This is a genomic window from Gordonia hydrophobica NBRC 16057, from assembly GCF_001592365.1.
Lineage (GTDB): Bacteria > Actinomycetota > Actinomycetes > Mycobacteriales > Mycobacteriaceae > Gordonia > Gordonia hydrophobica.
Genome location: NZ_BCWU01000004.1, coordinates 196795 through 221228 on the forward strand (window position 1 = coordinate 196795; position 24434 = coordinate 221228).

Genomic DNA, 24434 nt, shown 5'->3' on the forward strand with positions numbered 1-24434 from the left:
CGAGTATAGAACATACGTTCGATCTATGACAGGGTCGGCGAGAGTCGAGGCGGAATCACGCCGCGAACAGGACAAAACGCGTACCTTTCGTCGATCAGAGACCCGAAACCGGCGCCAAATCATTCAGGTCTGTCTGTATCTGTGCGATTCTGACTCGGTGACGTGCTACTTCGTGACCGGCGGAAGCGGCTTCATCGGCCGTCGAGTCGTGGAGCGACTCTTGGCCCGCGACGATTCTTCGCGGGTCCATGTCCTCGTGCGCCCCGGCACGCTGCCGCGATTCGCGAGTCTGATGGAGCAGGTCAGCGGTCACGATCGCATCATCACCGTGGTCGGCGACATCACCCAGGACGGCCTCGGACTGCGGGGCAGCGAACTCGGCCCCATCGACCACGTCATCCACTTGGCCGCCCTTCATGACGTGAGCGCCGACGACGCCGAGCAGCGGGAGGTGAACGTCGAGGGCACTCGACGCGTCGCCGAATTCGCGGTCGACCACGGCGCGATGCTGCATCACCTGTCGTCACTGGCCGTTGCCGGCGATCACGACGGCGACTTCACCGAGAACGATTTCGACCTGGGTCAGGGCTTCCCGACGGGCTGTCATCGGACCAAGTTCGACGCCGAGCGCGTCGTCCGCGAGACAGCGGGCCTGCGGTGGCGCATCTACCGGCCCGGCGCCGTCGTCGGCGACTCGGTCACCGGAGCCACGTCGAAGGCGGACGGCCCGTACTTGTTCTTCGGGCACCTCACGCAGTTGGGTCAGTTGCCGTCGTTCCTGCCGTTGCCGATGCCCGACTTCGGCCGGCTCAATCTGGTGCCCGTCGATTTCGCAGCGGAGGCCATCGTCGCCCTCGCCGAGTCGCAGCCCGGGCGGAGCGGACTGGTCTTCCATCTGGCCGACCCCGACGCCTGCACCAGCATCGACCTCTTCAACGCGATCTCTCCCGCCTTCGACGGCCCGCGCGGCTTCCCCGCCGTCCCGTCGACTCTCGTGCGCCCGGCGCTGGTCCTCAGCGGACGCAGCCCGTTTCGCTCGGGGCGCGATCTCGTCGCCGAACAGGCGGGGATTCCGCCGGCCGCACTCGATGCCGCCGCCACTCCCGTCATCGTGCGCAGCACAGACACCATCGCTCAGCTCGACGCCCTCGGCATCCGACTGCCGCAGCTCGACGACTACGCGCCCCGGCTGTGGCGTTACTGGTTCGAGCACCTCGATCCCGCGCGCCACCGCCGCGATGATCCCCGCGGCCCCCTGGTCGGCAAGCACATCCTGATCACCGGGGCATCGTCCGGAATCGGCCGTGCGACGGCCCGCATGTGCGTCCGACGCGGCGCCACCGTCTTCCTCGTCGCGCGCGACGCGGACCGCCTCGTCGAGACTGCCGCCGAGCTCGAGGCCGAGGTCCCCAAGCCCGGGCTTCCGTTGGGACGCGCCTATGCCTACCCGGCAGATATCAGCGACGAGTCCGCCGTCCAGACGCTGGTGAAATCGGTGCTCTCCGAACACGATCACGTCGACATCCTGGTGAACAACGCCGGCCGGTCGATCCGGCGCGCGACCGCCAACGCCGTCGACCGCTCGCACGACTACCACCGGACCATGGCGGTCAACTACTTCGGAGCCGTCTACCTGACCCTCGCCCTGCTGCCCCACATGACGGCACGACAGTCCGGTCACATCGTCAACGTCTCCTCGATCGAGGTCCTCAGCCGTGCACCGCGGTTCGGCGCGTACGCCGCGTCGAAGGCCGCGCTCGAGGCGTTCAGCGATGCGACCAGCGCCGAGACCCTGTCCGACCATGTCACGTTCAGCAATGTGCGCATCCCGCTGACGCGCACCCGAATGATCGTGCCGACCAACGCCTACGACACCGTCCGCGGCATCTGGAGCGTCGACAAGGCGTCGACTCGCGTACTGCACGCGATGATCGAGCGGCCTCAGCGCGTTACCACACTGCTCGGCGATCTGATCGACTTCGGGCATCACGCCGCACCTCGACTCACCAACCGCCTGCTGCATCAGGACTTCCTGATGCACGCGGAATCGGACGCCGCCCTCGGTCGAGGCGACTAGCCACCATCACCGCATGCCCGATACTCCGTACCTGTTCGTCGACGTCGACCGACTCGAGCGGAACCTGCAGTCCCTGGCGCGGTGGGCCGCTGAGCACGACGTCGTGCTCCGTCCGCACGCCAAGACGCACAAGTGCGCGCAGATCGCGCAGCGACAACTCGCCGTCGGAGCGGTCGGACTGACCGTGGCGACGATCGGCGAGGCGGAGGCGTTCGCCGACGCCGGGGTGACCGATCTGTTCATCGCCTACCCACTGTGGTTGTCCGGGGGCAAGGCTCACCGACTTCGCGACCTCGCCGATCGGGTCACGATGTCCGTGGGCGTCGACTCCATCGGCGGTGCCCGACGACTCGCCGAAGGATTGGCCGGGGCACCGGTTCAGGTCCTGGCGGAGGTCGATTCGGGCATGCACCGCAGCGGGGTCGACGCCGATCACGTCGCCGAGATCGCGATCGCCGCGCGCGACGCCGGACTCGACGTCGCGGGAGTGTTCACCTTCCCCGGTCACGGCTACGGCCCCGGAACAGCTCGCGACGCCGCCGCACAGGAGGCCGCCGCACTGTCCGCGGCGTCGAAGGCGCTGCGCGATCACGGTTTCGACGCTCCGGTCGTCAGCGGCGGTTCCACGCCGACGGTCCGCCTCGCCGATCCCGGCGTCGTCACCGAACTCCGTCCCGGCGTTTATGCGTTCTACGACGCACAGCAGGTGGAGCTCGGCAGCGCGAGCGTCGAGGACGTCGCCCTGACCGCCGTCGCCACCGTCGTCAGCGTCTCCGGCGAACGGATCGTGCTCGACGCGGGAAGCAAGATCCTTGGAGCCGATCGTCCCGCCTGGACCACCGGTTTCGGACGACTGGCCGACCATCTCGACGCGCGAATCGTCTCCTTGTCCGAGCATCACGCGGTCGTCGACTTTCTCGCCGGCAGCCGGACCCCGGAGTTGGGCGATGTGGTCCGCGTGATCCCCAATCACGTGTGCTCGGCGGTGAATCTCGTCGACGAACTGTATGCGGGAACCACGCCGGGCGACGATACGGAACCGTGGCCGGTGATCGCCCGCGGTGCGAACGCCTGACGACCACCGAGCATCCCGGTCTCACTCGTAGATCCCTTCAACGATCCACGTCTCCTCCCGGAGGCAGAGCAACAGGGCTCGCGCATCCTCGGTCAGCACCTGCGCGCGAGCCGCCTCCGCTCCGAAAAGCCACGGTCCTGCCCACCACTGCACGCGGTATCGTCGCGCGCCCACCCGCACTGCGGCCGGCGGCGCACTGAACGCACCCCGCACACTCACCGTGACCGGCGCACCCTCCGCATCGGTCACCTCGACCTCGGTCCGCGTCAACAACGACGGCGACGGCCTCGCCAGTCGGTCCGGCCAGGCGGCCGCCGGATCGCGCGGTGGCTGCGGTGCATCGCCGAACGCCACCAGCGCCACCTGTTCGGCGGGCCCGCGACCCCCGCTGCGCACCGGCACCCGCACCGACTCGCCGCCCAGCAGACCCTGGACTCGCACCAGCGCACGCCGCGCCCCGTCTCCGAGTCCGCCTGCGACGTCGTCGGGCAGTCCGGGACCGGAGAGCACATGCTGCAACGCACCGGGGTTCACCACCTCCACCGGTTCCAGCATCAGTCGCACGACCGGCGAGTCCGGTGCCTCGCCCCCGGCGGCGCTTCCGGTCAGCCACCCTTCCAGTTGCCATCGGATGCGGTCGGCCGTCGCCTCCGGCGTCAGCGGTTCCGCGCACCGCCAGGTGCGCGAGTGCCGCTGCCCGCGCTCGGTGAACGCGTGGACGGTCAGCCGGGTGCAGGCCAGCGCGGCCGACGACAGTCGCTCGTGCAGTTCCTGCGCCATCCGTCGCCCCAGGAACGCGGCGGCGTCGATCCTCTCGATCGGTGGATCGCAGACGTGTTCCACGTGCAGGTCCGTCGGGATCGGGGCTCGACTCGGACGTCGCCCCGGCAACCCCCGCGCCAGTCGGTGCGCAGTGATGCCGTCGCTGGAGAACCGTGAAGCGACGTCCGCGGGGTCCAGTGCGGCGAAATCTCCCAGAGTCCGGATCCCCAATCGCCACAGCAGATCCACCAACCCCTCCCGTCCCGGGCCGCTCAACGCCGATTCCACGATCAGATCGGACACCGGACGGCCCGCGAGATACGCGGCGTCCGACCCCGCAGGCACCGTCTGCCCCGACCGCGCCGCGAGTACGGCGGTGTACAACTCGTCGGCCACTCCTGCGCACACCGTCACCCCGCCCACCTGGGCGACGACGTCGGTCAGGCGTTCGGCCAGGTGCCCTTCGCCGCCGAAGAAGCGCGCCGCGCGGTCGGCTGCCACCACCAGCAGTCCCGGGCGCAGCACCTCGGTCATCGGAACCACACCGGTCACCGCGGTGACGACCGGCTCGAACAACCTGCCGTCGCGCACCGGGTCGTCATCATGCACTGACAATCCCGGACACAGCGACTGCGCCTGCCGCTTCTTCATCCCCCGCCGCACACCGTCGGCCCGCGCCGAGTGCGAGCACGCCTGGATCCGTCCCGCCCGCAGCACTGCCACCGGGTCGCTCGGCGACAGTCCCGCCGCCGTTGCCGCCGCCGTCGTCGGCCAGTCCGGGCACCACAGCGCCAGTACCCGTCGCCGCTCGCCCTGCCGCTCGTCGATCGGCGCGGTCAATTCGCCACCGCCAAGGAGGGACGGGCCGAGGCAGTGTCCACGCCGCCGGCCCCGACCTCTTCCGCCCGGACCAAATGCATCACTCCGTCCTCACCCAACCCCGGCACCACGAGGTCGAACTCCTCACTCACCGGCCGCGCTCCCGGCGCCGACACCTGGACGTCGACCCGGAATCCGCCGATCCGGCCGTACCCGCTGCGCCGCAACGGCAGATGCCGGTACTCCCGGACTTCGCCGCGCACCCGCGTGGCGGTTCCCGGCCAATCACCGAGCACCATCAACGTCGACGACTGCTTCCGCGCACGACCACCCAGCACGCGTGCCCGCGCCGGTGTCACCGACGCGCCTGTCGGCCCCAGGCGGTCTTCGAATCCCAACACCACCAGGTCGATACCGTCGAGCAGCACCGCCGCCACCTCCAGACGATCGACGCCCGGTTCGGTCACCACCGCGATCCGGCTCAGGTCTGCCCCCATCTCCACGGCAGCCGCCAGGTTGAGCCGCGGCAACCCCACCAGCGCCACCGTCGCCCCTGCACGGCTGGCTTCGGCGATGATCGACATCGGGATCACCGACGCACCCACGACAGCGGTCACCGTGCCACGCGGCAGTCCCCGCTTCGAGAACAGCGGCGCCAGCACCTCCGGCACCGTCACCACTCCGGCCGACAGCACTCCCGACGCCGTGCCCGCGAGCGCACCCGTCTCACCCGACAGTCGGCTCAGCCGTCGGCGTAGATCTTCGAGTTCGCCGGACTTCTCCGCTGCACCCATGACGCTTCCCCTCGTCGTGTCGGACTCGTGGTCCAACGCCCTGCTGACTCGCTCGCCACGGCCGGGAAGAAGCCGCTCAATCGAACTTGAGTTCGATGGTAGAACCACCCTCTGACAACAGTCAACGGACCAGGAAACCCCCACCTCAGGGGTGCTTCTGCGCCTCCGCAGTCACATCCTCACCACAGTCGACCGAGACCCATGCACTACCATTCGGCCCATGCATTCCCGTGCGCTTCCCTTCGCGGTGATCGCGGCCGCGGTCACCGCGATCGCCGTCACCGCACTCCCCTGGTTCAACCTGAAGAAGATCGGCCTCGACATCTCCTGGAACGGTCTCGGCATCGCCAGCGATCCCTACCTCGACCTGGCTCCGCACGGGCGCGGATGGTTGATCGTCGCCGCCTGCGTCCTCGCCGGACTCACCGGACTGGTGGCCCTGATGCCCGCACCCGCAGCCAAGCCCCTGGCGCGGATGATGGCCGGAGCCTCCGCGATCGGCGCGGGCCTCGCCGCCCTCGTCCCCATCGCGATCTGGATCTGGCCGTCCTGGTACTTCGGCACCGTCCACGACCACCTCAAACTCCCTGACGACAGCCCGATCGGGGTCAGCAAACTGATCCTCAGCACGCTGATCGTCATCCTGCTGCTCCTCGCGGGCCTCTGCGCCGGACTGTATGTGGAGCGCAGCGAGAACCTCCCGCTGCGGACGTCCAGCCAAGGCCGGTCGAGTGCGTCGCGCACCCCACGCCGATCGAATTCGTCGCCGCGAACCAAGTGAGCACTCGACCCACCTGAGCGCACGCACTAATCGACTGGCAGCGGTTTGGTCGTGACCGGCGACATCACATGCGCGATCACGATGGAGCAGACCGCGCCGGCCGCCAGGATCGCGCCGAGCACGATGATCTGGAATCGTCCGGCCTCCAGTGGCGAGAGTCCGCCGAAAATCGCACCGACGAAGGCGCCCGGCAAGGTCACCACTCCGGTCGTCTTGGCCTGATCGGTGGCCGGAATCATCGCATGGTGAACGGCCTGCCGCGCCATCGACGCCGTCGCCTGCCGCGGCGTGGCGCCGAGCGCGAGCCAGCCCTCCACCTCGCTCCATCGATCGACGATGGCCTCGGTGAGGCGTCGGCCGGTCAGCGCCGACGTCGTCATCGCGTTGCCGATCACGATTCCAGCCAGCGCCAGCGCGTAGCGCGCCGTCAGTTCCAGTGCACCGGTGCCGAACACGATCAGCAGTACGGCACCGACACCCGCGCCCATACCGAGCGCGACCGTGCCGATCGCAGGCAGCAGCCGACGTCCGCTCGCCGTCAACCGTCTGGCCGCCGTGACCACCGCGACACCGAACATCGCCCCGATACCCAGCGATACCAGCCACCCATGCGTGATCACACCGCTGAGCACCACGCTCAAGACCGACAGTTGAAACAGCCCTCGCGCAACGGCCCACACCGGCGCCCACCGCTGCGGCACTCCGTAGACCCACAGCACCGTGGTCGTCAGAGCGGCCAGAAGAATGATGCATGCGAGCGTGTTGAACGGTGCATGCAGTGACGACATGCCCCTTATGAAAGCACTTCAGAACAACGTCAGCTCCGGCACCGCCGCGTCGGCCCGCACGGCGGGCGGCACCACCGCCTGTTCTTCGCGATCCACACCGTCGACACCGGTGGCGCTCCCCAATCCGTGACGTTCCACCAGCGGCGCCATCCGGCCACGCAGGGACATCGCGTAGTCGGCGGACACGAAGCCCCGGCGGCCGTACAGCGACCGGTAGCGCCGCACCAACGCCGGATGCTCATCGGCCAGCCACTCGAGGAAATCGGCACCGGCATCGTCGTCGAGTTGCAACGGCGACACCGAGACCCGCGCCGCACCGGCGTCAGCCAGCGCCGCGAGCAACTCCTCCAGCTGCGCTGTGCCGTCGGCGAGCAGCGGCGGCAACGGTGCGATCCGGATGTGCGGCGCCAGCCCGGCGCCCGCCAGTTCCTCGACCATCCCGAGTCTGACGGCAGGCGACGCCGCTGCCGGATCGACGCGCGCCGCAAGAACGGCGTCCAACGTCGCCAACGGAATCGACACCGTCACCGGCACCGTTCTCCCGATCAGCCGCAACAGCGAGAGATCACGTAAGACCAAGGGCGACGCGGTGTACAGCGCGATCGGCGTCTGCGACTCCGACAGCACCGACAGCACCTGCGGCATCAGCCGATAGTGCTCCTCGACGGGATGGTAGGGGTCGTCGTCGACGCCCAGCGCCACGGTGTCGCATCGCCACGACCGTCGCCGCACCTCGCGCCGCAGGACCGCCGCCCCATTCAGCTTGACCCGCAGCACCTCGCCCGACCGCTCGACGGGAGAAACCGCGAAGGAGTGTCGGTGCTTTCGATCGCTGGTCACCGATTCGAGCATGCTTCGCGCCAGCATCTCCTGCACCCGAACACCCGGCGCCTCCGGAAGGATCGTCGACCTCACGAGGTCGCCGCACACCAGTTCGGGTAACGCCGTCATGCACACTATCCGAACACACGTGCGATCGCTCCGTCAAGGGGGCGCGGGACTGTCCTGGCCGACCGATATCATCGGGGCCATGACTTCACCCTCCCCGGCGCCTGGACCGTCGTACCTGGTCGCCGGACGCTATCGACTGCTCCGCAAGATCGGTCACGGCGGGATGGGCGCGGTCTGGTTGGCGCACGATCAACTGCTCGATCGGGAAGTCGCGGTCAAGCAGGTCCTCAGCACCAGCGGCATGGACGATTCGGCCGCCGAGACCTCCCGCGCCCGTGCCCTGCGAGAAGGGCGACTCGCCGCACGACTGTCGCATCGCAATGCGATCTCGATGCACGACGTCGCACTCGACCGCGACGAACCGTGGCTGGTGATGGAGTATCTGCCGAGCAACAGCGTGGCCGATGTCCTGCGCGACAACGGCACCATCAGTCCCGTCGAGGCCGCCCAGATCTGCGCTCAGGTGGCCGATGCGATCGCCGAGGCGCACGCCGCGGGGATCATCCACCGCGACATCAAGCCCGCCAACATCCTGATCGCCAACACCGGACGCACTGCCGGCCTGGTCAAGATCACCGACTTCGGGATCTCCCGCGCCAAGGGCGACGCCACCATCACCCAGACCGGCGTCGTCACCGGCACACCCGCGTACTTCTCGCCGGAGGTGGCCCGCGGCGAGGACCCCGGTGAGGCGTCCGACGTCTACTCGCTGGGCTCGACGCTCTACACGATGGTCGAGGGCGCACCGCCGTTCGGCCAGGAGGACAACTACATCGCGACGCTGCATCGTGCGGCGAACGGACAGATCAATCCGATCACTCGGGCGGGCGCGCTCACCGGAATCCTGCTGCAACTGTTGGAGCCGAATCCCGCGAATCGCCCGACGATGGCCCATGCCCGCGACCTGCTCGCCGAGTTCGCGGCGAACACGCTCGGCAGCACCGACACCGTGCTGACCGGGTTGGTCTCGACCGCTCCCCTGTCGGCACAACGAGCCAAGGACACGCTGCCGCCGCAGGCGGGCATGTATCCGCAGAGCAGCCCCGGCACCGTACCCGGTGCCACCTCCCTGCCGTCGACGCCGGGACCGGTGTCGCACCCGCCGACGCAGGTCGCCTCGGGCGCGTACTACCCGCCGTCCGGGCCGTCGTTCGTCTCGTCGCAGCCCGGGCAGTACACCCCGCCGCCGACCCCCTACCAGATGCAACAGCAGCAGCGGTCCGGCGGCAACGCCGCGCTGGCCGCTGCGGTGTTCGCCGTCTTCGTCCTGCTCACCGCCGTCGCCGTGGGGATCATCGTCCTCGCGATGTAGCGCGGCAGCGTCATCCGATCTGTCGGTTGACCGCCCACCTCGTCAACGCGTTCCGGTTGGACTGCTGCGTTTTACGCAGCACGTTCGAGGCATGGGTCTCGACGGTCTTCACCGAGATGAACAGCTCCTCGGCGATCTCGCGGTACGTGTACCCGCGCGCCAGCAGCCGCAGGACCTCCATCTCGCGGCGGGTCAGCGAATCGAGCTCCGGGTCCAGCTGCGGTTCGGGGGTCGGCGACCGTCCGGTGAACGAGTCGAGAACGAAGCCGGCCAAGCGCGGACTGAAGACGGCGTCGCCCTCCGCGACCCGGCGGACCGCATCGGCCAGTTCCGCGCCGTCGATGGTCTTGGTGACATACCCGCGGGCGCCGGCACGGATGGTGGCGATGACGTCCGTCGCCGCGTCGGATACCGACAGTGCCAGGAACACCGGCGCGTCGGATCCGAGCGCATCGGTGACTCCGCGCAGCACTGCGACGCCGCCGCCCCCGGGCATGTGCACGTCGAGCAGCACCACGTCCGGACGCAGTTCGACGATGCCCGCGATCGACTCCGCTACGGTTCCCGCGTCGCCGACCACGTCGAGCCCGTCTTCGCCTGCGAGTTCGGCGCGGACCCCGGAGCGGAACACTCCGTGATCGTCGACGAGGAACACGCGGTAGGTCATTTCTGCTCCAATTTCGATTGCCGGTCGGACTCCAGTATCGACGATGAGCCGTCCCGATGGGGGCGTGGCAGGGTCAGCGCGACGTTGGTGCCGCGGCCGGGCGCCGACGTGATCCTGGCCGACCCGCCGACCCGCTCCATCCTCGCCCGAATGGACTTCGCGATGCCCTGCCGGTCGGCGTCGACCGCATCCGGATCGAAGCCGACGCCACGGTCGCGGACGAAGACCTCGATCTGTTCCTCATCCACCTCGCAATACACGTCGACCTTCTCCGCCCCGGAGTGTTTGGCGGCGTTGACGACGGCTTCGCGCGCCGACGCGACCAGCGACTGCAGGCCGTGCGCGACCTTCTCATCGCGCAGTTCGTCGGGGGTCACGTCGCCGACGGTCACCGTCTCGATCTCGAGTCCGTATGCGTCCTCCACTTCCGCGGAGACGGCGGCGACGGCCGCGGCGAGCGACTGGCTGCGGCGCGCCTGATCGCCGAACAGCCACTGCCGCAACTCGCGTTCCTGCCGCCTCGCCAACTGCGCCACGACCTCCGGTTGCGCCGACCGCTTCTGGATCAGTGCGAGGGTCTGCAGCACGGAGTCGTGCAGATGCGAGGCGATCTCCTCGCGCTCCTGGTTGCGGATCCGTGCTGCGCGTTCGGCGTTCAGTGAACGCCACATCCGCATCCACAGCGGAATCGTCAAGAGCACCACACCGACCAACGTGCCGAGCACGGCCAGCAGGGTCGGGTTCATTCCCGCCAAGGCGGCGTCCGGCGCAGCGACCAGCACGATCAGCCCACCGACCACCAGAAAGGCTCCGGCGGCCAGCCGCAGCCAGGTGACCACGCCGCTGCGGGTCGGTGCCCCGGTGAGATCCACCTCCCGCCACACCAGTGCGGCGCCGCCGAGGATCACGATCAGCGCCAGCAGTGTCGACGCCGGCGCACTGGAGGCGACGATGCCGTTGGCGAGCAGCACGATCACGCCGAGGACGATGAGTCCGTGCGCCTGCCTGCGTTCACGCGGCGTCGCGCGTTCGACGTCGTCGCCCGTCGAGCAGAAGAACCACAGCAGGCCGTACATGGCGACGCCCGCGCCGGCGAGCGCCGCCAACACGACGAACACCACGCGCACGCGGAACACGTCGACGCCGAGGTGGTCGGCGATGCCGCCGCACACGCCGGCGACGATCTTGCCGCCGCTGCGTCGGTGCATGCGGGCGACAGGTGGAGTGTCAGTCGCGTGTGTCATTGATTCGATAGTGGCACGAACCCGGCGTCCCGCACATCAGGGAGCATCTCAGGGTTGTACCCGATTTGCTCGTGGCCGTCGGACGACAAGATTGGTGCCATGGACACGACAACGCTGCTCGACCTCTGGAACACCAGGCCGGTCCGCCGTCGCCACGGTAAATCCGTCGGCGGCGTGTGCACCGGCATCGGCATGCGGTACCGCATCGACCCGACGCTCGTGAAGGTGGCGTTCGTCGTCGCCGCGCTCTTCGGCGGCAGCGGCATCGTCCTCTACATCGCCTGCCTGGTGCTCCTCCCCGCCGAGGACGAGACGGCTCCGCGGCAGCTGAAACCGCACACTCAACGTCACTTCAAGGGTCTGCACGAGATCCCCTGGTACTGGGTCGTTCTCACGGTCATCGCAGTGGTGGTCCTGGGCAGCATGGGGTCGTCGTCGCCGTTCTGGGGCAGCAGCGGCCTCCTCGGTCTGGTGCTGATGCTCGGCGGTTGGTGGCTCCTGTACATGCGTACTCCGCAGGCGCCCGCCGGAACCAGCGCCGACCAGCTGCGGCCCGCAGGCACCCCGCCCGGCGTCGCCCTCGGGGCCGCCGTGCCCGCGCCCGTCAACGAGTATCCGCCGATCACCGTCCCGACGCCGACCACCGTGGTGCCGCCGACGACACCGCTCGGTCCCACACCCCCGCTCGGTCCGATACCGCCGAGTGCTCCCACGACGCCGCCCGTCTCCCACCGCGACGACGACGCGCCGCCCGCCTGGGACCCGCTGGGTGCGGCCCCGTTCGCCTGGGATCTGCCGGAACCGACGCCGCCGCCGAAGCCGCCCGCACCGAAGCCGCAGCGGTCGCCGTTGACGTCCATCTTCGCCGGGCTCGCGCTCATCGTCGCCTCCGTCGCGACGGCAGCCCGCGTCGTCGGGGGCGTCGAGTGGTTCACCGTCGGCCGGATCGCCGCCCTGGCGCTGGTGGTCCTCGGCATCGGGATGCTCGTCGACTCGCTGCAGCGGCGCCGCCCCAATTCCCGCGCGAGCGGTCTGGTCCCCCTGGCCGTGATCGTCGGTGTGGTGGCGGTCCTTGCGACCCTGTTCGCCGCCGGCCGTCCCGCGCTCCCGAGCGGTGGGATCGGGGAGCGAAACTGGCACCCCCAGGGCGTCGAGCAGCTGAGCTCCGAATACGCGCTGTCGATCGGCACGAGCGTGTTGGATCTGAGCGACGTCGGACCGCTCGACCGGGACCGTACCGTCACCGTCCGGCAGGGCATCGGCGACATCACCGTGATCCTTCCGAACGACGTCCGGGTCAAGACGACGTGCACCACCACTATCGGCGACCAGACATGTCCAGACGGCGTCCTCAACGCCGACGCCAAGACGCCGATCCTGACCGTCGACGCCACCCTGTCCATCGGAACCGTGGAGATGAAGCAATGACCGACGACTACTCCGATCAGAACCAGACCGCAGTGACCGCGCCCGAACGCCACCGGTCGGTCATGATGGCGATCTCCGCGTTGCTCACCCTCCTCGTCGCGGCGTGGTGTCTGGCCGACGGCCCGTTCCTGTTCAGCGGGGCCGGACTGCCGTGGGCGCTGCTCGCGGGCGGCATCGTCGTCGGCATCGGCCTCATCGCGAGCGGATTCCGACGCAAGTAGCCCGGCCGCGAAAAGCACGGCGCCGGTGAGGACAGGTTCTCACCGGCGCCGCGCTGTCGCGTCGTGGGATCACTCCCACTCGATGGTGCCCGGCGGCTTGCTCGTCACATCCAGGACGACGCGGTTCACGTCCGGGACCTCGTTGGTGATGCGCGTCGAGATGATCTCGAGGACCTCGTACGGCAGACGCGTCCAGTCCGCGGTCATCGCGTCCTCGCTGGAGACCGGACGCAGCACGATCGGGTGCCCGTACGTGCGGCCGTCGCCCTGGACGCCGACGCTGCGGACATCAGCCAGCAGGACCACCGGGCACTGCCAGATCTGGCCGTCGAGACCCGCTGAGGTCAACTCTTCGCGCGCGATCAGGTCGGCCTTGCGCAGCAGTTCCAGGCGGTCCTTGGTGACTTCGCCGACGATGCGGATGGCGAGGCCCGGTCCCGGGAACGGCTGGCGGGAGACGATCTCCTCCGGCAGGCCGAGCTCACGGCCGACGGCGCGGACCTCGTCCTTGAACAGGAGTCGGAGCGGTTCGACGAGCTTGAACTCGAGGTCTTCGGGGAGGCCGCCGACGTTGTGGTGGCTCTTGATGTTCGCGGTGCCGCTGCCGCCGCCCGACTCGACGACATCGGGGTACAGGGTGCCCTGCACCAGGAAGTCGACCTGCTGCGCGCCTGCGGACTGATCACTGCCGCCCTGAGCGCCGCCGGCGACGACCTCGCCGACCGCGCCCTCGAACGACCGGATGAACTCGCGACCGATGATCTTGCGCTTCTCCTCCGGGTCCGAGACCCCCGCCAGGTGGCCGAGGAAGATGTCTTCGGCGTCGACCGTCACCAGCCGGGCGCCGGTCGCGGCGACGAAGTCGGTCTGCACCTGCTCGCGCTCACCGGCACGGAGCAGACCGTGGTCGACGAAGACGCAGGTCAGTCGGTCGCCGATCGCGCGCTGCACCAGCGCACCCGCCACGGCGGAGTCGACGCCACCGGACAGTCCGCAGATCGCCAGACCGTCCTCGCCCACCTGGGCGCGGATGTCGGCGATGAGCGACTCGGCGATGTTCGCCGCTGTCCACGTCGGCTTCAGACCCGCGACGTCGTAGAGGAAGCGAGTCAGCACTTCCTGACCGTGCGGGCTGTGCAGCACCTCGGGGTGGTACTGGACGCCTGCCATCTGCTTCGCGACGCATTCGAATGCGGCGACCGGTGCACCGGGGGTCGACGCGGTGACGGTGAAGCCCTCGGGCGCCGCCTTCACCGAATCGTTGTGGCTCATCCAGACCGGCTGCGTCTCGGGCAGATCGCGGTGCAGTCGACCGCCGTCGCCGCCGACGGTCAGCGTGGTGCGGCCGAACTCACTGGTTCCGGTGTTCTCCACGGTGCCGCCCAGCGCAGCGGTCATCTTCTGGAAGCCGTAGCAGATGCCGAAGACCGGAATCCCCAGCGCAAAGAGTGCGTCGTCGATGCTCGGAGCATCGTCGGCGTACACCGAGGCCGGTCCGCCCGACAGAATCAGTGCGGCCGGGTTCTTGGCTTTGATCTCGTCGAGTGTCGCGTCGTGCGCAATCACTTCCGAATAGATCCGGGCCTCGCGGACGCGGCGAGCGATGAGCTGCGCGTACTGGGCACCGAAGTCGACGACGAGGACTGGGCGCGGGTGGTCGGGGGATGTTTCCGTCACGGGGAGCAGTGTATCTGCCCCACGCGGGCAATCACGGCCTGCCCGGCGCCACGCCGACGGCGTTCTCCACAGGGCGTGGTGCGAGGTCGCGGTAGGACAGGTCCGAGCGTGCATCTTCAAAAGGGATTGCTGAGTTGTGCCGCACTGAGCGGCATAACTCAGCAATCGCTCCAGGTAGAGCGACCGGCACGGGTTTCACGCCTACCGATCGGCATTATTTCCCAATATCATTGCTCAATGAGAACACTGAGCAGAGCCGAGGCGCTACGTCATTTCGATGCCCTGCTCACCGAGGTCCAGTCGACGCGACAATCGGTGATGATCACCAGCGGCGGTCGACCGGTGGCGGTCATTGCTCCGGCAGACCCGCACGGCCGTCAGTTCGGGACTCTCCCCGGCCTGCACGTGCCCGACGACTTCGACGCGCCCCTCACCGACGAAGCACTCTGGGTCTAAGGCCCCTCACCGAACGACCCCTCCTTCACCACCGTCGCGGGATCGAGCGGCCGGGTCATCGACCAGGTCTCGGTGAACGAGCATCGGGACATCTTCCACTGCCCGTCCTCTAGAACGTATTCGTCGTCGTACTCACCGGTCGACGACGTCTCCGTCTTCGCGATCAGGTTCACCTGCCGGAACCTGAGGGTCCAGCGACCGACTGCGGTGCCCGCTCCGGTGATCGTGATCTCCGGGTGCACGCCGTGATGCATGTCGAAGACGACGTGTCGGCCGTCGACGGTGTGGAGCGCGACCTTCTCGAAGATCTGCGCCATCGGCTCCACGTCATCGAACGAGCCGAGGGCGCCGTAGTCAATCCGCGCGCCGGAGGTGATGAAACAGTCCCGGAACCCCTGGGGATCCTTCGCATCGCAGGCGCGCCAGTACCGGTATTTCATCGCCTTGATGGCCTCGATCTGCTCGAGTGCGTCGACTCGCTGTTCGATGTTCATCGGTCCTGGCCTCCTGCTGCCGAGTGGTCTGGTCCACAGACCCCGCTTCGACGATAGGTCGGCGGGCGACCTCTCGGCCACACCTGCGTTCGCGGGCCGCAGGGGCACCCGTGTCGACGGGCCGCATCGTCGAATCGGATGGTGCCGGACGCAGTGACACAGCCGCTGAATATCCTGTTCACGTGACGAACTCCTCCCCCGCCACCGCACGCGCTCCGCGCTGGTGGTCGCTGTCCATGGTCGACCTCGCGCAGGCCGCGGTCTTCGCCGCGCTGATCGCCGTCCTCGGTCTGCCCGGAACCATCAACCTCTCGGCCGGTGTGCCGATCACTCTGCAGAGCCTGGCCGTGATGCTGGCCGGCGCGGTGCTCGGCCCCAAGAAGGGCACGCTCGCCGTCGGCATCTTCATGGTGCTCGCGATCGCGGGCCTGCCGATTCTCGCCGGCGGACGGACCGGGTGGGTGTCCCTCAACTCCCCGACGGGCGGCTACTTCATCGGGTTCCTCCCCGGAGTTCTCCTCATCGGTCTCCTGACCGCGTGGATGATGCCCCGGTACAACATCATCCTGGGCATCATCATCAACCTCATCGGCGGTGCGCTGGTCGTCTACATCTTCGGCATCGCCTACCAGATGATCCGCACCGACCTCGGCCTGTGGTTCCTGATCAAAGCCAATGCCCCGTTCCTGATCGGCGACACGATCAAGGCGGTGGTGGCAGCGCTGGTGGCGGCACCGGTTCACCGCGGCCGCCCAGGCCTCATCACCCCTTTGCGGTCGACGAGTGCCTGACACGGACGGATCCATCGTCTTCGAGGGCGTCGAGCACGCCTTCGGCGACCGCGTCGTCCTGCGCGGCGTGAGCCTCGACATCCGTGAGCACCGAGTCGGGATCATCGGAGCCAACGGCAGCGGCAAGTCGACGCTCGCCCGGATGATCAACGCACTGGTCCTGCCTCAGCGGGGCACGGTCACCGTCAACGGGCTCGACGTCCGCAAGAACAAGCGGAAGGTGCGCCGCGACGTCGGCTTCATCTTCTCCGACCCCGACCGGCAGATCATCATGCCGACCGTCGCCGAAGACATCGAACTGTCGCTGTCGCGCATCATCTCCGACAAGGCAGCGCGCAAGACCCGCGCCCGCGAAGTCCTGGCCGACTTCGGCCTCGACGGTCACGCCGACCAACCGTCGCACCAGCTCTCCGGCGGCCAGAAACAGCTCCTCGCACTGGCCGCGGTGATGGTCGTCGGACCGAGCATCCTCGTCGCCGACGAACCGACCACGATGCTCGACCTGCGGAACTCCCTGATGCTCCGCCACACCTTCGCCGACCTGTCCGAGCAACTAGTGGTGCTGACGCACGATCTACCGATGCTCGACGACTTCGACCGCGTCATCGTCCTCGACGACGGCCTGGTGGTCGCCGACGACGAGCCCGCCCCCGCGATCGCCTTCTATCGGAGCCTGATGGGTCGATGATCGGCGTCTACGTTCCGGGGAACTCGCTCCTGCATCGGCTGCCCGCAGGCCTCAAGATCATCGCGTTGATGGTCTCGATCGTGACGGTCGCGGTGGTCGTCCGCAGCCCGATGGCCGCCGGGATCGCGCTCGGCGCCACGGTCGCGACCTTCGTCGTCGCCTGGATTTCGCCGCGCAACGCGTGGGCGCAGGTCCGCGGCGTGGTGTGGCTGCTCGTGGTGCTCTTCGCCTTCCAATGGATCATCACCGACGCCGCCCGCGCCTTCGTCGTCAGTGCGATCCTCCTGACGTCCGTCGGATTGGCGGCGATCGTCACGCTCACCACCCGGACCGCCGACATGCTCGACGCCATGATCGGCACGCTGCGTCCGCTGGAACGCTTCGGCGTCCGCACCGACCTCATCGCGATGACCTTCGCGCTCACCATCCGCAGCATCCCGCTGATCGCCGAGGTCCTGTCTCAGGTCGATCAGGCCCGCCGCGCGCGGGGTCTCCGAGCCGGTCCCCGCGTCCTGTTGGCGCCGACGGTGCTCGCGGCACTGCAGACCGCGGACGGCTTCGCCGAGACCCTCGCCGCCCGCGGCATGGACTGAGCCCGCTCAGGAATATTCGTCACCGCGGTTCTGTTAGCCTTCATGACAGGCGTTGAGACGACTTCAAGGAGGCTGCGTGGAACTCTTCCCGCACCTGTCGCGCGCCCTTTTCGCCCACTCGGTGTACTTCCTCACCGATCACTGTCAGTAAGCCCGACGGACGTCGTCGCTGCCGCAATCCGGCAGGGATTCCCCGACGTCCGACCATCACGTAACCCTGCAACGGGTCTGATCGTGACCCCGAGCATCTGATACCGAAGGAACCCCATGTCGCCCACCATTTTCGACGACGCCACTGCCTTGATGGGCCGAACTCCGCTGGTCCGCCTGAACCGGATCACCGACGGCGCCGAGGCCACCGTCCTCGCCAAACTCGAGTACTACAACCCGACCAACTCGGTGAAGGACCGCATCGGTGTCGCCATCGTCGACGCCGCCGAAGCCTCGGGCGACCTCCCCGCCGGCGGCACCATCATCGAAGCCACCAGCGGCAACACCGGCATCGCGTTGGCGATGGTCGGCGCAGCGCGCGGCTACAACGTCGTGCTGACGATGCCCGAGTCGATGTCGAAGGAGCGTCGTGCCCTGCTCCGGGCCTTCGGCGCCGAGCTGGTGCTGACCCCGGCAGCCGAGGGGATGTCGGGCGCGGTCAACGCCGCCGAGAAGATCGCTGCGGAACGACGCGGCGCCGTCCTGGCCCGCCAGTTCGCCAACGAGGCGAACGCCGAGATTCACCGCCGCACCACGGCCGAAGAGATCTGGACCGACACCGACGGCGGCGTCGACGCAGTGGTCGCCGGCATCGGTACCGGTGGCACCATCACCGGCATCGGCCAGGTCCTGAAGGAGCGCAAGCCCGAGGTCAAGATCTTCGCGGTGGAGCCCGAGGAGTCGGCCATCCTCAACGGCGGTGCACCCGGCCCGCACAAGATCCAGGGACTGGGCGCCAACTTCGTTCCCGAGGTCCTCGACACCACGGTGTACGACGAGGTCGTGGACATCAACGCCGAGACCGCCGTCGCGTGGGCCCGTCGTGCCGCGACCGAGGAGGGCCTGCTGGTCGGCATCTCCTCCGGCGCCGCGCTCGCTGCCGCCGTCGCGATCGCCAAGCGCCCCGAGTTCGCAGGCAAGACCGTCGTCGTCGTGCTCCCCGACTTCGGCGAGCGCTACCTCTCGACGCCGCTCTTCGAAGGTCTGGTGGACTGATGTCCGTGGCGAGGGCGGCGAACTCCGCGCCGGAGTCGGAGTCGCTGCTGCGCACCTTGCGTGAGGACGTGCGCACGGCGCAGAGGCGCGATCCGGCCGCCCGCTCGGCGATCGAGGTCGCCCTCGCCTACCCCGGCGTCCACGCGCTCTGGTTCCATCGCGTCGCGCATCGGATGTGGCAGATCGGCGGCGCGGCACGACTGCCCGCGCGGCTGCTGTCACAGTTCGCGCGCTTCGTCACCGGCATCGAGATCCACCCCGGAGCAGTGATCGGTCGACGGATGTTCATCGACCACGGCATGGGCGTCGTGATCGGCGAGACCACCGAGATCGGCGAAGACGTCGTGATGTTCCACGGTTCCACGCTCGGCGGCGTCAGCATGTCCAAGGGCAAACGCCATCCCACCGTCGGCGACCGCGTTCTGATCGGCGCAGGTGCCAAAGTCCTGGGCCCCATCACGCTCGGCGACGACGCCAAGGTCGGCGCCAACGCGGTGGTGGTGCACGACGTCCCCGCAGGCTTCGTGGCCGTCGGCACCGCCGCCGCACCGCGCCCGTCGCGTGCCCCCGAGTTCGATCCCTACGCCGATCCGGCGCTGTACATCTGAGCCGACACGCCTCCGCCGTTGATCGGGCCCCGCTCCGGGGTCCGATCAACGGCGGAAGTCTGTGCGGACGTCGTTACGACGACACGTCGGTGCTCGAGTTCACCGGTGTGATCGACAAGCGGAGTGCGCCGGGTGCGTCGGCCGGCACGACGGGGGCGTTCGGCGCCACCGGACTCAGTCGCGCGTACGCCTCCCCCTGCGCGGGCCGGGTGTCGGCCTCGCCCTTGTTGGGCCACAGCGAGATGGCGCGCTCTGCCTGCGCAGAGATCGACAGCGACGGATTGACGCCGAGGTTCGCGGTGATCGCGGCGCCGTCAGTGATGTGCAGCGTCGGGTAGTTCCACACCCGGTGGTACGGATCGATGACGCCGTTCGCGGGATCATCGGAGATCACGCAACCACCCAGGTAGTGGGCGGTCAACGGCATGTTGGCGATGTCGCCCCAGGTGCCGCCCGACATGCCGCTCGGCAGCTTCGCTGCGATCCGGCGCGTCGCCTCGTTGCCCTCGGGAATCCACGTCGGATTCGGCTCACCGATGCCCTGCTTGCTGGTGACGTATCGGAACGGACCCCGCTTGCGGACGAACGTGGTGAGCGAGTTGTTGTTGTTCTGCATCACCAGCGCGATCACCGTCCGCTGACTCCACTTGCGCACCAGCAGCAGTCGCACCAGCATCAGCGGGTTCTGTGCCACCTGCTTCAGGAACTGACCGATGCGATTGGGGACGCTGCCGCCGTCGGTGAGCAGGGTCTGCAGGTACGCCATCGCATTGCTGCCCTTGCCGTACCGGACGGGCTCGATGTGCGTGTTCGGCGTCGGATGGAACGACGACGTGATGGCCACGCCTTCGGAGAAGTCCCGATCCGCGTCGTACCGCCGCGCCTGCGCTCCCAGAATCGACTCGGAGTTGGTGCGGGTCAGGACGCCCATCGCGTCCGACACCGCAGGCAATGTGGTGCCCTTGGCGCGGTGCATGATCTTCTGCGTGTTGAACGTGCCCGCGGCCACGATCACCTGATCGGCGGTGAACTGCCGTCGTCGGGCGCCGAACGGTCCCCACGACGACGAGCCGTGCGTCGACACGATCCATGATCCGTCGGACTGCTGCTCCAGCCGGTCGACGGTGGTGCGATCGATGATCTGGGCGCCGTTGCGCTCGGCGAGACCGAGGTAGTTCTTCAGCAGCGTGTTCTTGGCGCCGACGCGGCAGCCGGTCATGCAGGCGCCACACTCGGTGCAGGCGGTGCGCTCCGGTCCGGCGCCGCCGAAGTACGGGTCGGCCACTCGTTGGCCCGGCGCGCCCTCGCCGCCGGTCTTGGCGCCGAAGAAGACACCGACCGGCGTGGCGGTGAAGGTGTCGCCCGCACCCATCTCGTCGGCGACCTCCTTCATGATGCGATCGGAGTGGGTGACGGTGGGGTTGGTGACGACTCCGAGCATGCGGCGCGCCTGCTCGTAGTGCGGTGTCAGTTCCGCCTCCCAGTCGGTGATGTGGTTCCACTGCGGATCGGTGAAGAACGGCGTCGGCGGCTTGTACAGCGTGTTCGCGTAGTTGAGCGACCCGCCGCCAACACCGGCGCCCGCCAGCACCATCACGTCTTTGAGCATGTGGACGCGCTGGATGCCCATGAGCCCGAGCTTGGGCGCCCACACGAACTTGTGCAGTCGCCAGCTGGTCTTGGCGAACTGGTCGTCCTCGAAGCGACGACCGGCCTCGATCACTCCGACCCGGTATCCCTTCTCGACGAGGCGAAGGGCACTCACGCTTCCGCCGAAGCCGGAGCCGATGATCAGAACGTCGAAATCAGACTGCGCCATAACGAACCATACTAATGACCATTGTCTCAATCCCGATAGTAAGTCGACCCTTAGCGAGTGTCGGCGAGGCCGCGTCGTCCCACCACGACCGGCGCGACGAATCGCGCGATCGTCGCACGCTCCTGGGCGGGCGTTCCGCCGGGCACGGCGAGCAGCGAGACGATCACCCGAACCACCCAGCGCGCGGCGTCCAACCGGTCGCCGTCCGCCGGCGCCGAGGACTCGTCGCCGAGCAAGGCCACCGCAGCGCGCTCGATCAGCTCCGACGACAACGCGAGTTCCGACGCCACTCCCGCCCCGCGCGGGACGAACCACGCGGCCAGCGCGGGCTCGGCCCGAACGTGCTCGAGAGCGGTCAGCACCGACTCGGTGAACCGCTCCCCCGGATCCTCGACCACGACGTCCGCGGCCACCGCGGCACTGATCCGACGCGCGACCCGATCGACGTACGCCACCTGCAATCGCCTGCGCCCGTCGAAGTAGCGGTAGAGCGTCGCACGGGAACAACCGACGGCCGCAGCGATCTGCGACATCGACGCGTCGGGCCCGCGGTCGCCGAAGACGGCGCCAGCGATCTCGAGAATCCGGTCCTGCACCGCGGATCGGCGCGTCCCCCGCATCCAGTCCGCTCCCGCGGTCGCCGACTCGCTCATGCCGCGAACGGTACCGACACCGGTCGGCGCACGTAGTTGCCCGCGGCCCATTCGATGCCGTCGACGTCGACCGAGAAGTCCGGGCACCGGGTCAGCAATTCCTGCAACGCCACGCGCGCCTGCATCCGCGCCGCCGCCGCACCCAGGCAGTGATGCGATCCGTGGCTGAACGTGAGGATGTTCGGCGGATCGCGCCGAACGTCGAGGTGCGCAGCGTCGGGACCGTACCGCCGCTCGTCACGATTGGCCGAGCCGTAGCAGAGCAGCACCTTCCGTCCGGCGGGCACGCGGACGCCCTCGATCTCCACCTCACGCGTGGTGGTCCGGCAGAGCCCCTGCACGGGCGAGGTGAGCCGGAGCAACTCATTCACTGCGGTCGGCAGCAACGCGGGCTCACGCTGCAGGATCCGACGCTGGTCGCGGTTCTCGGTGAGCAGCGCCACTGAGCCGCCGAGCATGCCGGTGGTCGTATCGTTGCCGCCCGCGACCATGGTGAAGGCGAACGCCAGCACCGACAGCAGTCCGGCGGGGTCGGCCTGCGGATCGTCGGCTACCCCGGCAGCCACGAGGTGCGAGACGGTGTCGTCGCCGGGATGAACGCGTCGATGCTCGATGAGGTCGGTGAAGTAGGCCATCAGACCGAGGACCGCATCCGAGGCCGAGCGCGCCGCCGACGCCATGTCTGCGCCCGGGTTGGCGGCGACGATCGCGTCGGTCCAGGCGTCGAACTGCCCGCGGTCAGACTCGGGCACCCCGAGGTAATGCGCGACCACCATGCTCGGCAACGGTTTGAACAGCTCTGCAGCGATGTCGCCGCCGCCGCACGCACGCAGCCGCTCGACGCGCTCGACGACGAATGCGCGTACCAGCGGTTCCAGCGTCGTCACCTGCCGCGGCGTGAATCCGCGCGCCACCAGACGACGGAAGTCGGTGTGCTCCGGCGGATCCTGCATCACTAGCGGCGGATTGGCCTGGAGCCCGATCGCCTCCAGCTCTCCGTACGTCACGGTCAGTCCGGCCGCCGAGGAGAACGTCTCCCAGTCGTCGGCCGCAGCCTTCACGTCCGCGTGTCTGGTCAACACGTAGAAATCGGCGTTCGGATGGCTCTCGGGGATCACATGGTGGACCGGGTCGCCGTCGCGCAACCGGGCGTACATCCCGAAGGGATCACGCCAGGACGCTCCGGAGCGAAGGGTGAAGGCAGGAGACATGGTCTCAGTCATGTTCCGACTATGAGACAGTTTTGCGATGTTGTCAACGGTGCAGGCACGAAAACAGCGGAGCGAGCCGAGAGTGCTCGACTCGCACCGCTGTCGTGGTCTGCGGAAGCCGCTCGGTCAGGCGCGGACCGAGAGTCCCACCTTCTGGAACTCCTTGAGTGCGCTGTAGCCGGCCTTCGCCATGGAACGACGGAGACCGCCGACCAGGTTCAGCAGACCGTCCGGGTCGTCGGACGGGCCGTTGAGAACGGTGTCGAGCGACGGGCGTCCCTCGTCGATGGCGACCTGCAACAGTGCCCCGCGCGGGGTGTCCGGGTGGGCCGCGGCCGAGGGCCAGAACCAGCCGTGGCCGGGCGCGGTGTCCGCGGCGGCCAGCGGGGTGCCGAGGACGGCGGCGTCGGCGCCGCAGGCGATGGCCTTGGCGAGATCGCCCGAGGTGTGGATGTCGCCGTCGGCGATCACGTGCACGTAGCGTCCACCGGTCTCGTCCAGGTACTCGCGCCGCGCCGCCGCAGCGTCGGCGATCGCGGTCGCCATCGGGACGCCGATGCCCAGCACCTCACCGGTGGTGGTGGAGCCCGCGGTGGACCCGTAGCCGACGATGACGCCTGCCGCGCCGGTGCGCATCAGGTGCAACGCGGTGCGGTGGTCGTGGACGCCGCCCGCGATCACCGGGATGTCGAGGTCGGAGATGAACGTCTTCAGGTTCAGCGGCTCCTCGGCCAAGCCGTCGTCGGCGCCGCGATCCACCAGGACCACATGCTCGGCGGAGATGATGGTGCCGTGCACCACCAGGAGTTCCGCGCCCGCCTTGATCAGCGCCGGTGTCAGCTCGGGTGCGTGCTGCGGGCTCACTCGAACGGCGGTGGTGACTCCGGCCTCGCGGATGTGCGCGACGGCCTGCCCCAGCAGATCGATGTTGATCGGCGCCCGGTGCAGCTCCTGCAGGCGGCGGATGGCCGCCGACGGGTCCGGATTGTTCTCGGCGATCTCCGCCAACTCGGCGAGTTTGTCCTCCACGTGCTCGTGGCGCGCCCACAGGCCCTCGCCGTTGAGCACTCCCAGTGCCCCCGCTTTGCCGAGCGCGATCACCGAGTCCGGAGATCCCAGCGCATCGGTCGGGTGGTTCAGGATCGGCGACTCGAACCGGTAGGCATCGATCTGCCAGGCGGTCGAGACATTCTTCGATGACCGCGTCCGACGGGACGGGATGATCGAGATGTCTTCCAGCTCGTACGTCCGACGGGCTGTCCTGCCCATGCCGAACTCGACGTGGTCACGCACCATTGCGCCTTTCTAGTGAACTCTCG

24 protein-coding genes are annotated in these 24434 nt (G+C 68.5%); 12 read left to right on the top strand and 12 right to left on the bottom strand.

The window, feature by feature from the left end:
- Positions 1-157 precede the first annotated feature (157 nt).
- Positions 158-2077 (top strand): SDR family oxidoreductase, encoded by a 1920-nt coding sequence (locus GH2_RS08695; RefSeq protein WP_066165979.1) that lies wholly within the window; start codon positions 158-160, stop codon positions 2075-2077.
- A 13-nt stretch (positions 2078-2090) separates the two neighbouring features.
- A complete protein-coding gene (locus GH2_RS08700; protein WP_066165982.1) occupies positions 2091-3152 on the top strand; it encodes an alanine racemase in 1062 nt (353 codons plus the stop codon).
- 21 nt (positions 3153-3173) lie between these two features.
- Here the strand turns inward: GH2_RS08700 and GH2_RS08705 are convergent, their stop codons facing one another.
- Complete coding sequence (locus tag GH2_RS08705; RefSeq protein WP_239588586.1) at positions 3174-4754, bottom strand: DNA polymerase Y family protein; 1581 nt, start codon at positions 4752-4754, stop codon at positions 3174-3176.
- Entirely contained in the window at positions 4751-5527 is a 777-nt protein-coding gene (imuA', locus tag GH2_RS08710) for a DnaE2-dependent mutagenesis accessory factor ImuA' (protein WP_066165985.1), read from the bottom strand. The genes GH2_RS08705 and imuA' overlap by 4 nt, the downstream gene beginning before the upstream one ends.
- Positions 5528-5747: 220 nt before the next feature.
- Here imuA' and GH2_RS08715 point away from each other — a divergent pair, with 220 nt between their 5' ends.
- Positions 5748-6308 carry a hypothetical protein gene (locus GH2_RS08715; RefSeq protein ID WP_174545332.1) on the top strand — a complete coding sequence of 187 codons (561 nt, stop codon included), beginning with the start codon at positions 5748-5750 and terminating at the stop codon, positions 6306-6308.
- Positions 6309-6334: 26 nt separating this feature from the next.
- Here the strand turns inward: GH2_RS08715 and GH2_RS08720 are convergent, their stop codons facing one another.
- Positions 6335-7096 carry an ABC transporter permease gene (locus tag GH2_RS08720; protein WP_066165989.1) on the bottom strand — a complete coding sequence of 254 codons (762 nt, stop codon included), beginning with the start codon at positions 7094-7096 and terminating at the stop codon, positions 6335-6337.
- An 18-nt stretch (positions 7097-7114) separates the two neighbouring features.
- The gene (locus GH2_RS08725; RefSeq protein ID WP_066165992.1) at positions 7115-8047 is read right to left on the bottom strand and encodes a radical SAM family protein; all 933 of its coding nucleotides are present in this window, start codon (positions 8045-8047) and stop codon (positions 7115-7117) included.
- A gap of 79 nt (positions 8048-8126) precedes the next feature.
- Between GH2_RS08725 and GH2_RS08730 the strand changes: the two genes are divergently transcribed.
- Positions 8127-9359, top strand: coding sequence for a serine/threonine-protein kinase (locus tag GH2_RS08730; RefSeq protein WP_066165994.1), 1233 nt, complete (start codon positions 8127-8129; stop codon positions 9357-9359).
- A 10-nt stretch (positions 9360-9369) separates the two neighbouring features.
- On the opposite strand, the gene GH2_RS08735 is transcribed toward GH2_RS08730, so the two are convergent.
- Positions 9370-10026 carry a LuxR C-terminal-related transcriptional regulator gene (locus tag GH2_RS08735; protein ID WP_157086040.1) on the bottom strand — a complete coding sequence of 219 codons (657 nt, stop codon included), beginning with the start codon at positions 10024-10026 and terminating at the stop codon, positions 9370-9372.
- Positions 10023-11270: an ATP-binding protein gene (locus GH2_RS08740; protein ID WP_066166002.1), complete on the bottom strand. Its 1248-nt coding sequence runs from the start codon at positions 11268-11270 to the stop codon at positions 10023-10025. The genes GH2_RS08735 and GH2_RS08740 overlap by 4 nt, the downstream gene beginning before the upstream one ends.
- Before the next feature lie 99 nt (positions 11271-11369).
- Here GH2_RS08740 and GH2_RS08745 point away from each other — a divergent pair, with 99 nt between their 5' ends.
- Together GH2_RS08745 and GH2_RS08750 are read left to right on the top strand one after the other, a co-directional pair.
- On the top strand, positions 11370-12698 hold the full coding sequence (locus tag GH2_RS08745) for a PspC domain-containing protein (protein WP_066166005.1): 1329 nt from the start codon (positions 11370-11372) through the stop codon (positions 12696-12698).
- Positions 12695-12919, top strand: a complete 225-nt coding sequence (locus tag GH2_RS08750) for a hypothetical protein (protein WP_066166008.1) — start codon at positions 12695-12697, stop codon at positions 12917-12919. Before GH2_RS08745 ends, GH2_RS08750 begins: the two co-directional genes overlap by 4 nt.
- A 69-nt stretch (positions 12920-12988) precedes the next feature.
- On the opposite strand, the gene guaA is transcribed toward GH2_RS08750, so the two are convergent.
- Positions 12989-14596 carry a glutamine-hydrolyzing GMP synthase gene (guaA, locus tag GH2_RS08755; RefSeq protein WP_066166013.1) on the bottom strand — a complete coding sequence of 536 codons (1608 nt, stop codon included), beginning with the start codon at positions 14594-14596 and terminating at the stop codon, positions 12989-12991.
- A gap of 237 nt (positions 14597-14833) precedes the next feature.
- Between guaA and GH2_RS08760 the strand changes: the two genes are divergently transcribed.
- Positions 14834-15052, top strand: coding sequence for a type II toxin-antitoxin system Phd/YefM family antitoxin (locus GH2_RS08760; RefSeq protein WP_066166016.1), 219 nt, complete (start codon positions 14834-14836; stop codon positions 15050-15052).
- Here the strand turns inward: GH2_RS08760 and GH2_RS08765 are convergent.
- Positions 15049-15546: a nuclear transport factor 2 family protein gene (locus GH2_RS08765; RefSeq protein WP_066166021.1), complete on the bottom strand. Its 498-nt coding sequence runs from the start codon at positions 15544-15546 to the stop codon at positions 15049-15051. The two genes, GH2_RS08760 and GH2_RS08765, sit on opposite strands and share 4 nt — an antisense overlap.
- Positions 15547-15782: 236 nt before the next feature.
- On the opposite strand from GH2_RS08765, the gene GH2_RS08770 reads away from it, so the two are divergent.
- The 5 genes from GH2_RS08770 to epsC all read left to right on the top strand — a co-directional run bounded on the left by GH2_RS08770 (position 15783) and on the right by epsC (position 19432).
- Entirely contained in the window at positions 15783-16337 is a 555-nt protein-coding gene (locus tag GH2_RS08770; RefSeq protein WP_066166565.1) for a biotin transporter BioY, read from the top strand.
- Complete coding sequence (locus tag GH2_RS08775) at positions 16330-17025, top strand: energy-coupling factor ABC transporter ATP-binding protein (protein ID WP_066166024.1); 696 nt, start codon at positions 16330-16332, stop codon at positions 17023-17025. Before GH2_RS08770 ends, GH2_RS08775 begins: the two co-directional genes overlap by 8 nt.
- The gene (locus GH2_RS08780; RefSeq protein ID WP_066166028.1) at positions 17022-17618 is read left to right on the top strand and encodes an energy-coupling factor transporter transmembrane component T family protein; all 597 of its coding nucleotides are present in this window, start codon (positions 17022-17024) and stop codon (positions 17616-17618) included. The genes GH2_RS08775 and GH2_RS08780 overlap by 4 nt, the downstream gene beginning before the upstream one ends.
- 267 nt (positions 17619-17885) lie before the next feature.
- Complete coding sequence (gene cysK, locus GH2_RS08785) at positions 17886-18824, top strand: cysteine synthase A (RefSeq protein WP_066166033.1); 939 nt, start codon at positions 17886-17888, stop codon at positions 18822-18824.
- Positions 18824-19432, top strand: coding sequence for a serine O-acetyltransferase EpsC (gene epsC, locus GH2_RS08790; RefSeq protein ID WP_066166037.1), 609 nt, complete (start codon positions 18824-18826; stop codon positions 19430-19432). The genes cysK and epsC overlap by 1 nt, the downstream gene beginning before the upstream one ends.
- A 73-nt stretch (positions 19433-19505) precedes the next feature.
- Here the strand turns inward: epsC and GH2_RS08795 are convergent, their stop codons facing one another.
- From GH2_RS08795 to GH2_RS08810, 4 genes are all read right to left on the bottom strand, one after another.
- Complete coding sequence (locus GH2_RS08795) at positions 19506-21251, bottom strand: GMC family oxidoreductase N-terminal domain-containing protein (protein WP_066166040.1); 1746 nt, start codon at positions 21249-21251, stop codon at positions 19506-19508.
- Between the two features lie 50 nt (positions 21252-21301).
- Positions 21302-21904: a TetR/AcrR family transcriptional regulator gene (locus GH2_RS08800; protein ID WP_084247411.1), complete on the bottom strand. Its 603-nt coding sequence runs from the start codon at positions 21902-21904 to the stop codon at positions 21302-21304.
- Positions 21901-23115: a cytochrome P450 gene (locus GH2_RS08805; RefSeq protein ID WP_275583814.1), complete on the bottom strand. Its 1215-nt coding sequence runs from the start codon at positions 23113-23115 to the stop codon at positions 21901-21903. The genes GH2_RS08800 and GH2_RS08805 overlap by 4 nt, the downstream gene beginning before the upstream one ends.
- Positions 23116-23241: 126 nt before the next feature.
- Complete coding sequence (locus GH2_RS08810) at positions 23242-24408, bottom strand: GuaB3 family IMP dehydrogenase-related protein (protein ID WP_066166570.1); 1167 nt, start codon at positions 24406-24408, stop codon at positions 23242-23244.
- Between the last annotated feature and the right edge of the window lie 26 nt (positions 24409-24434).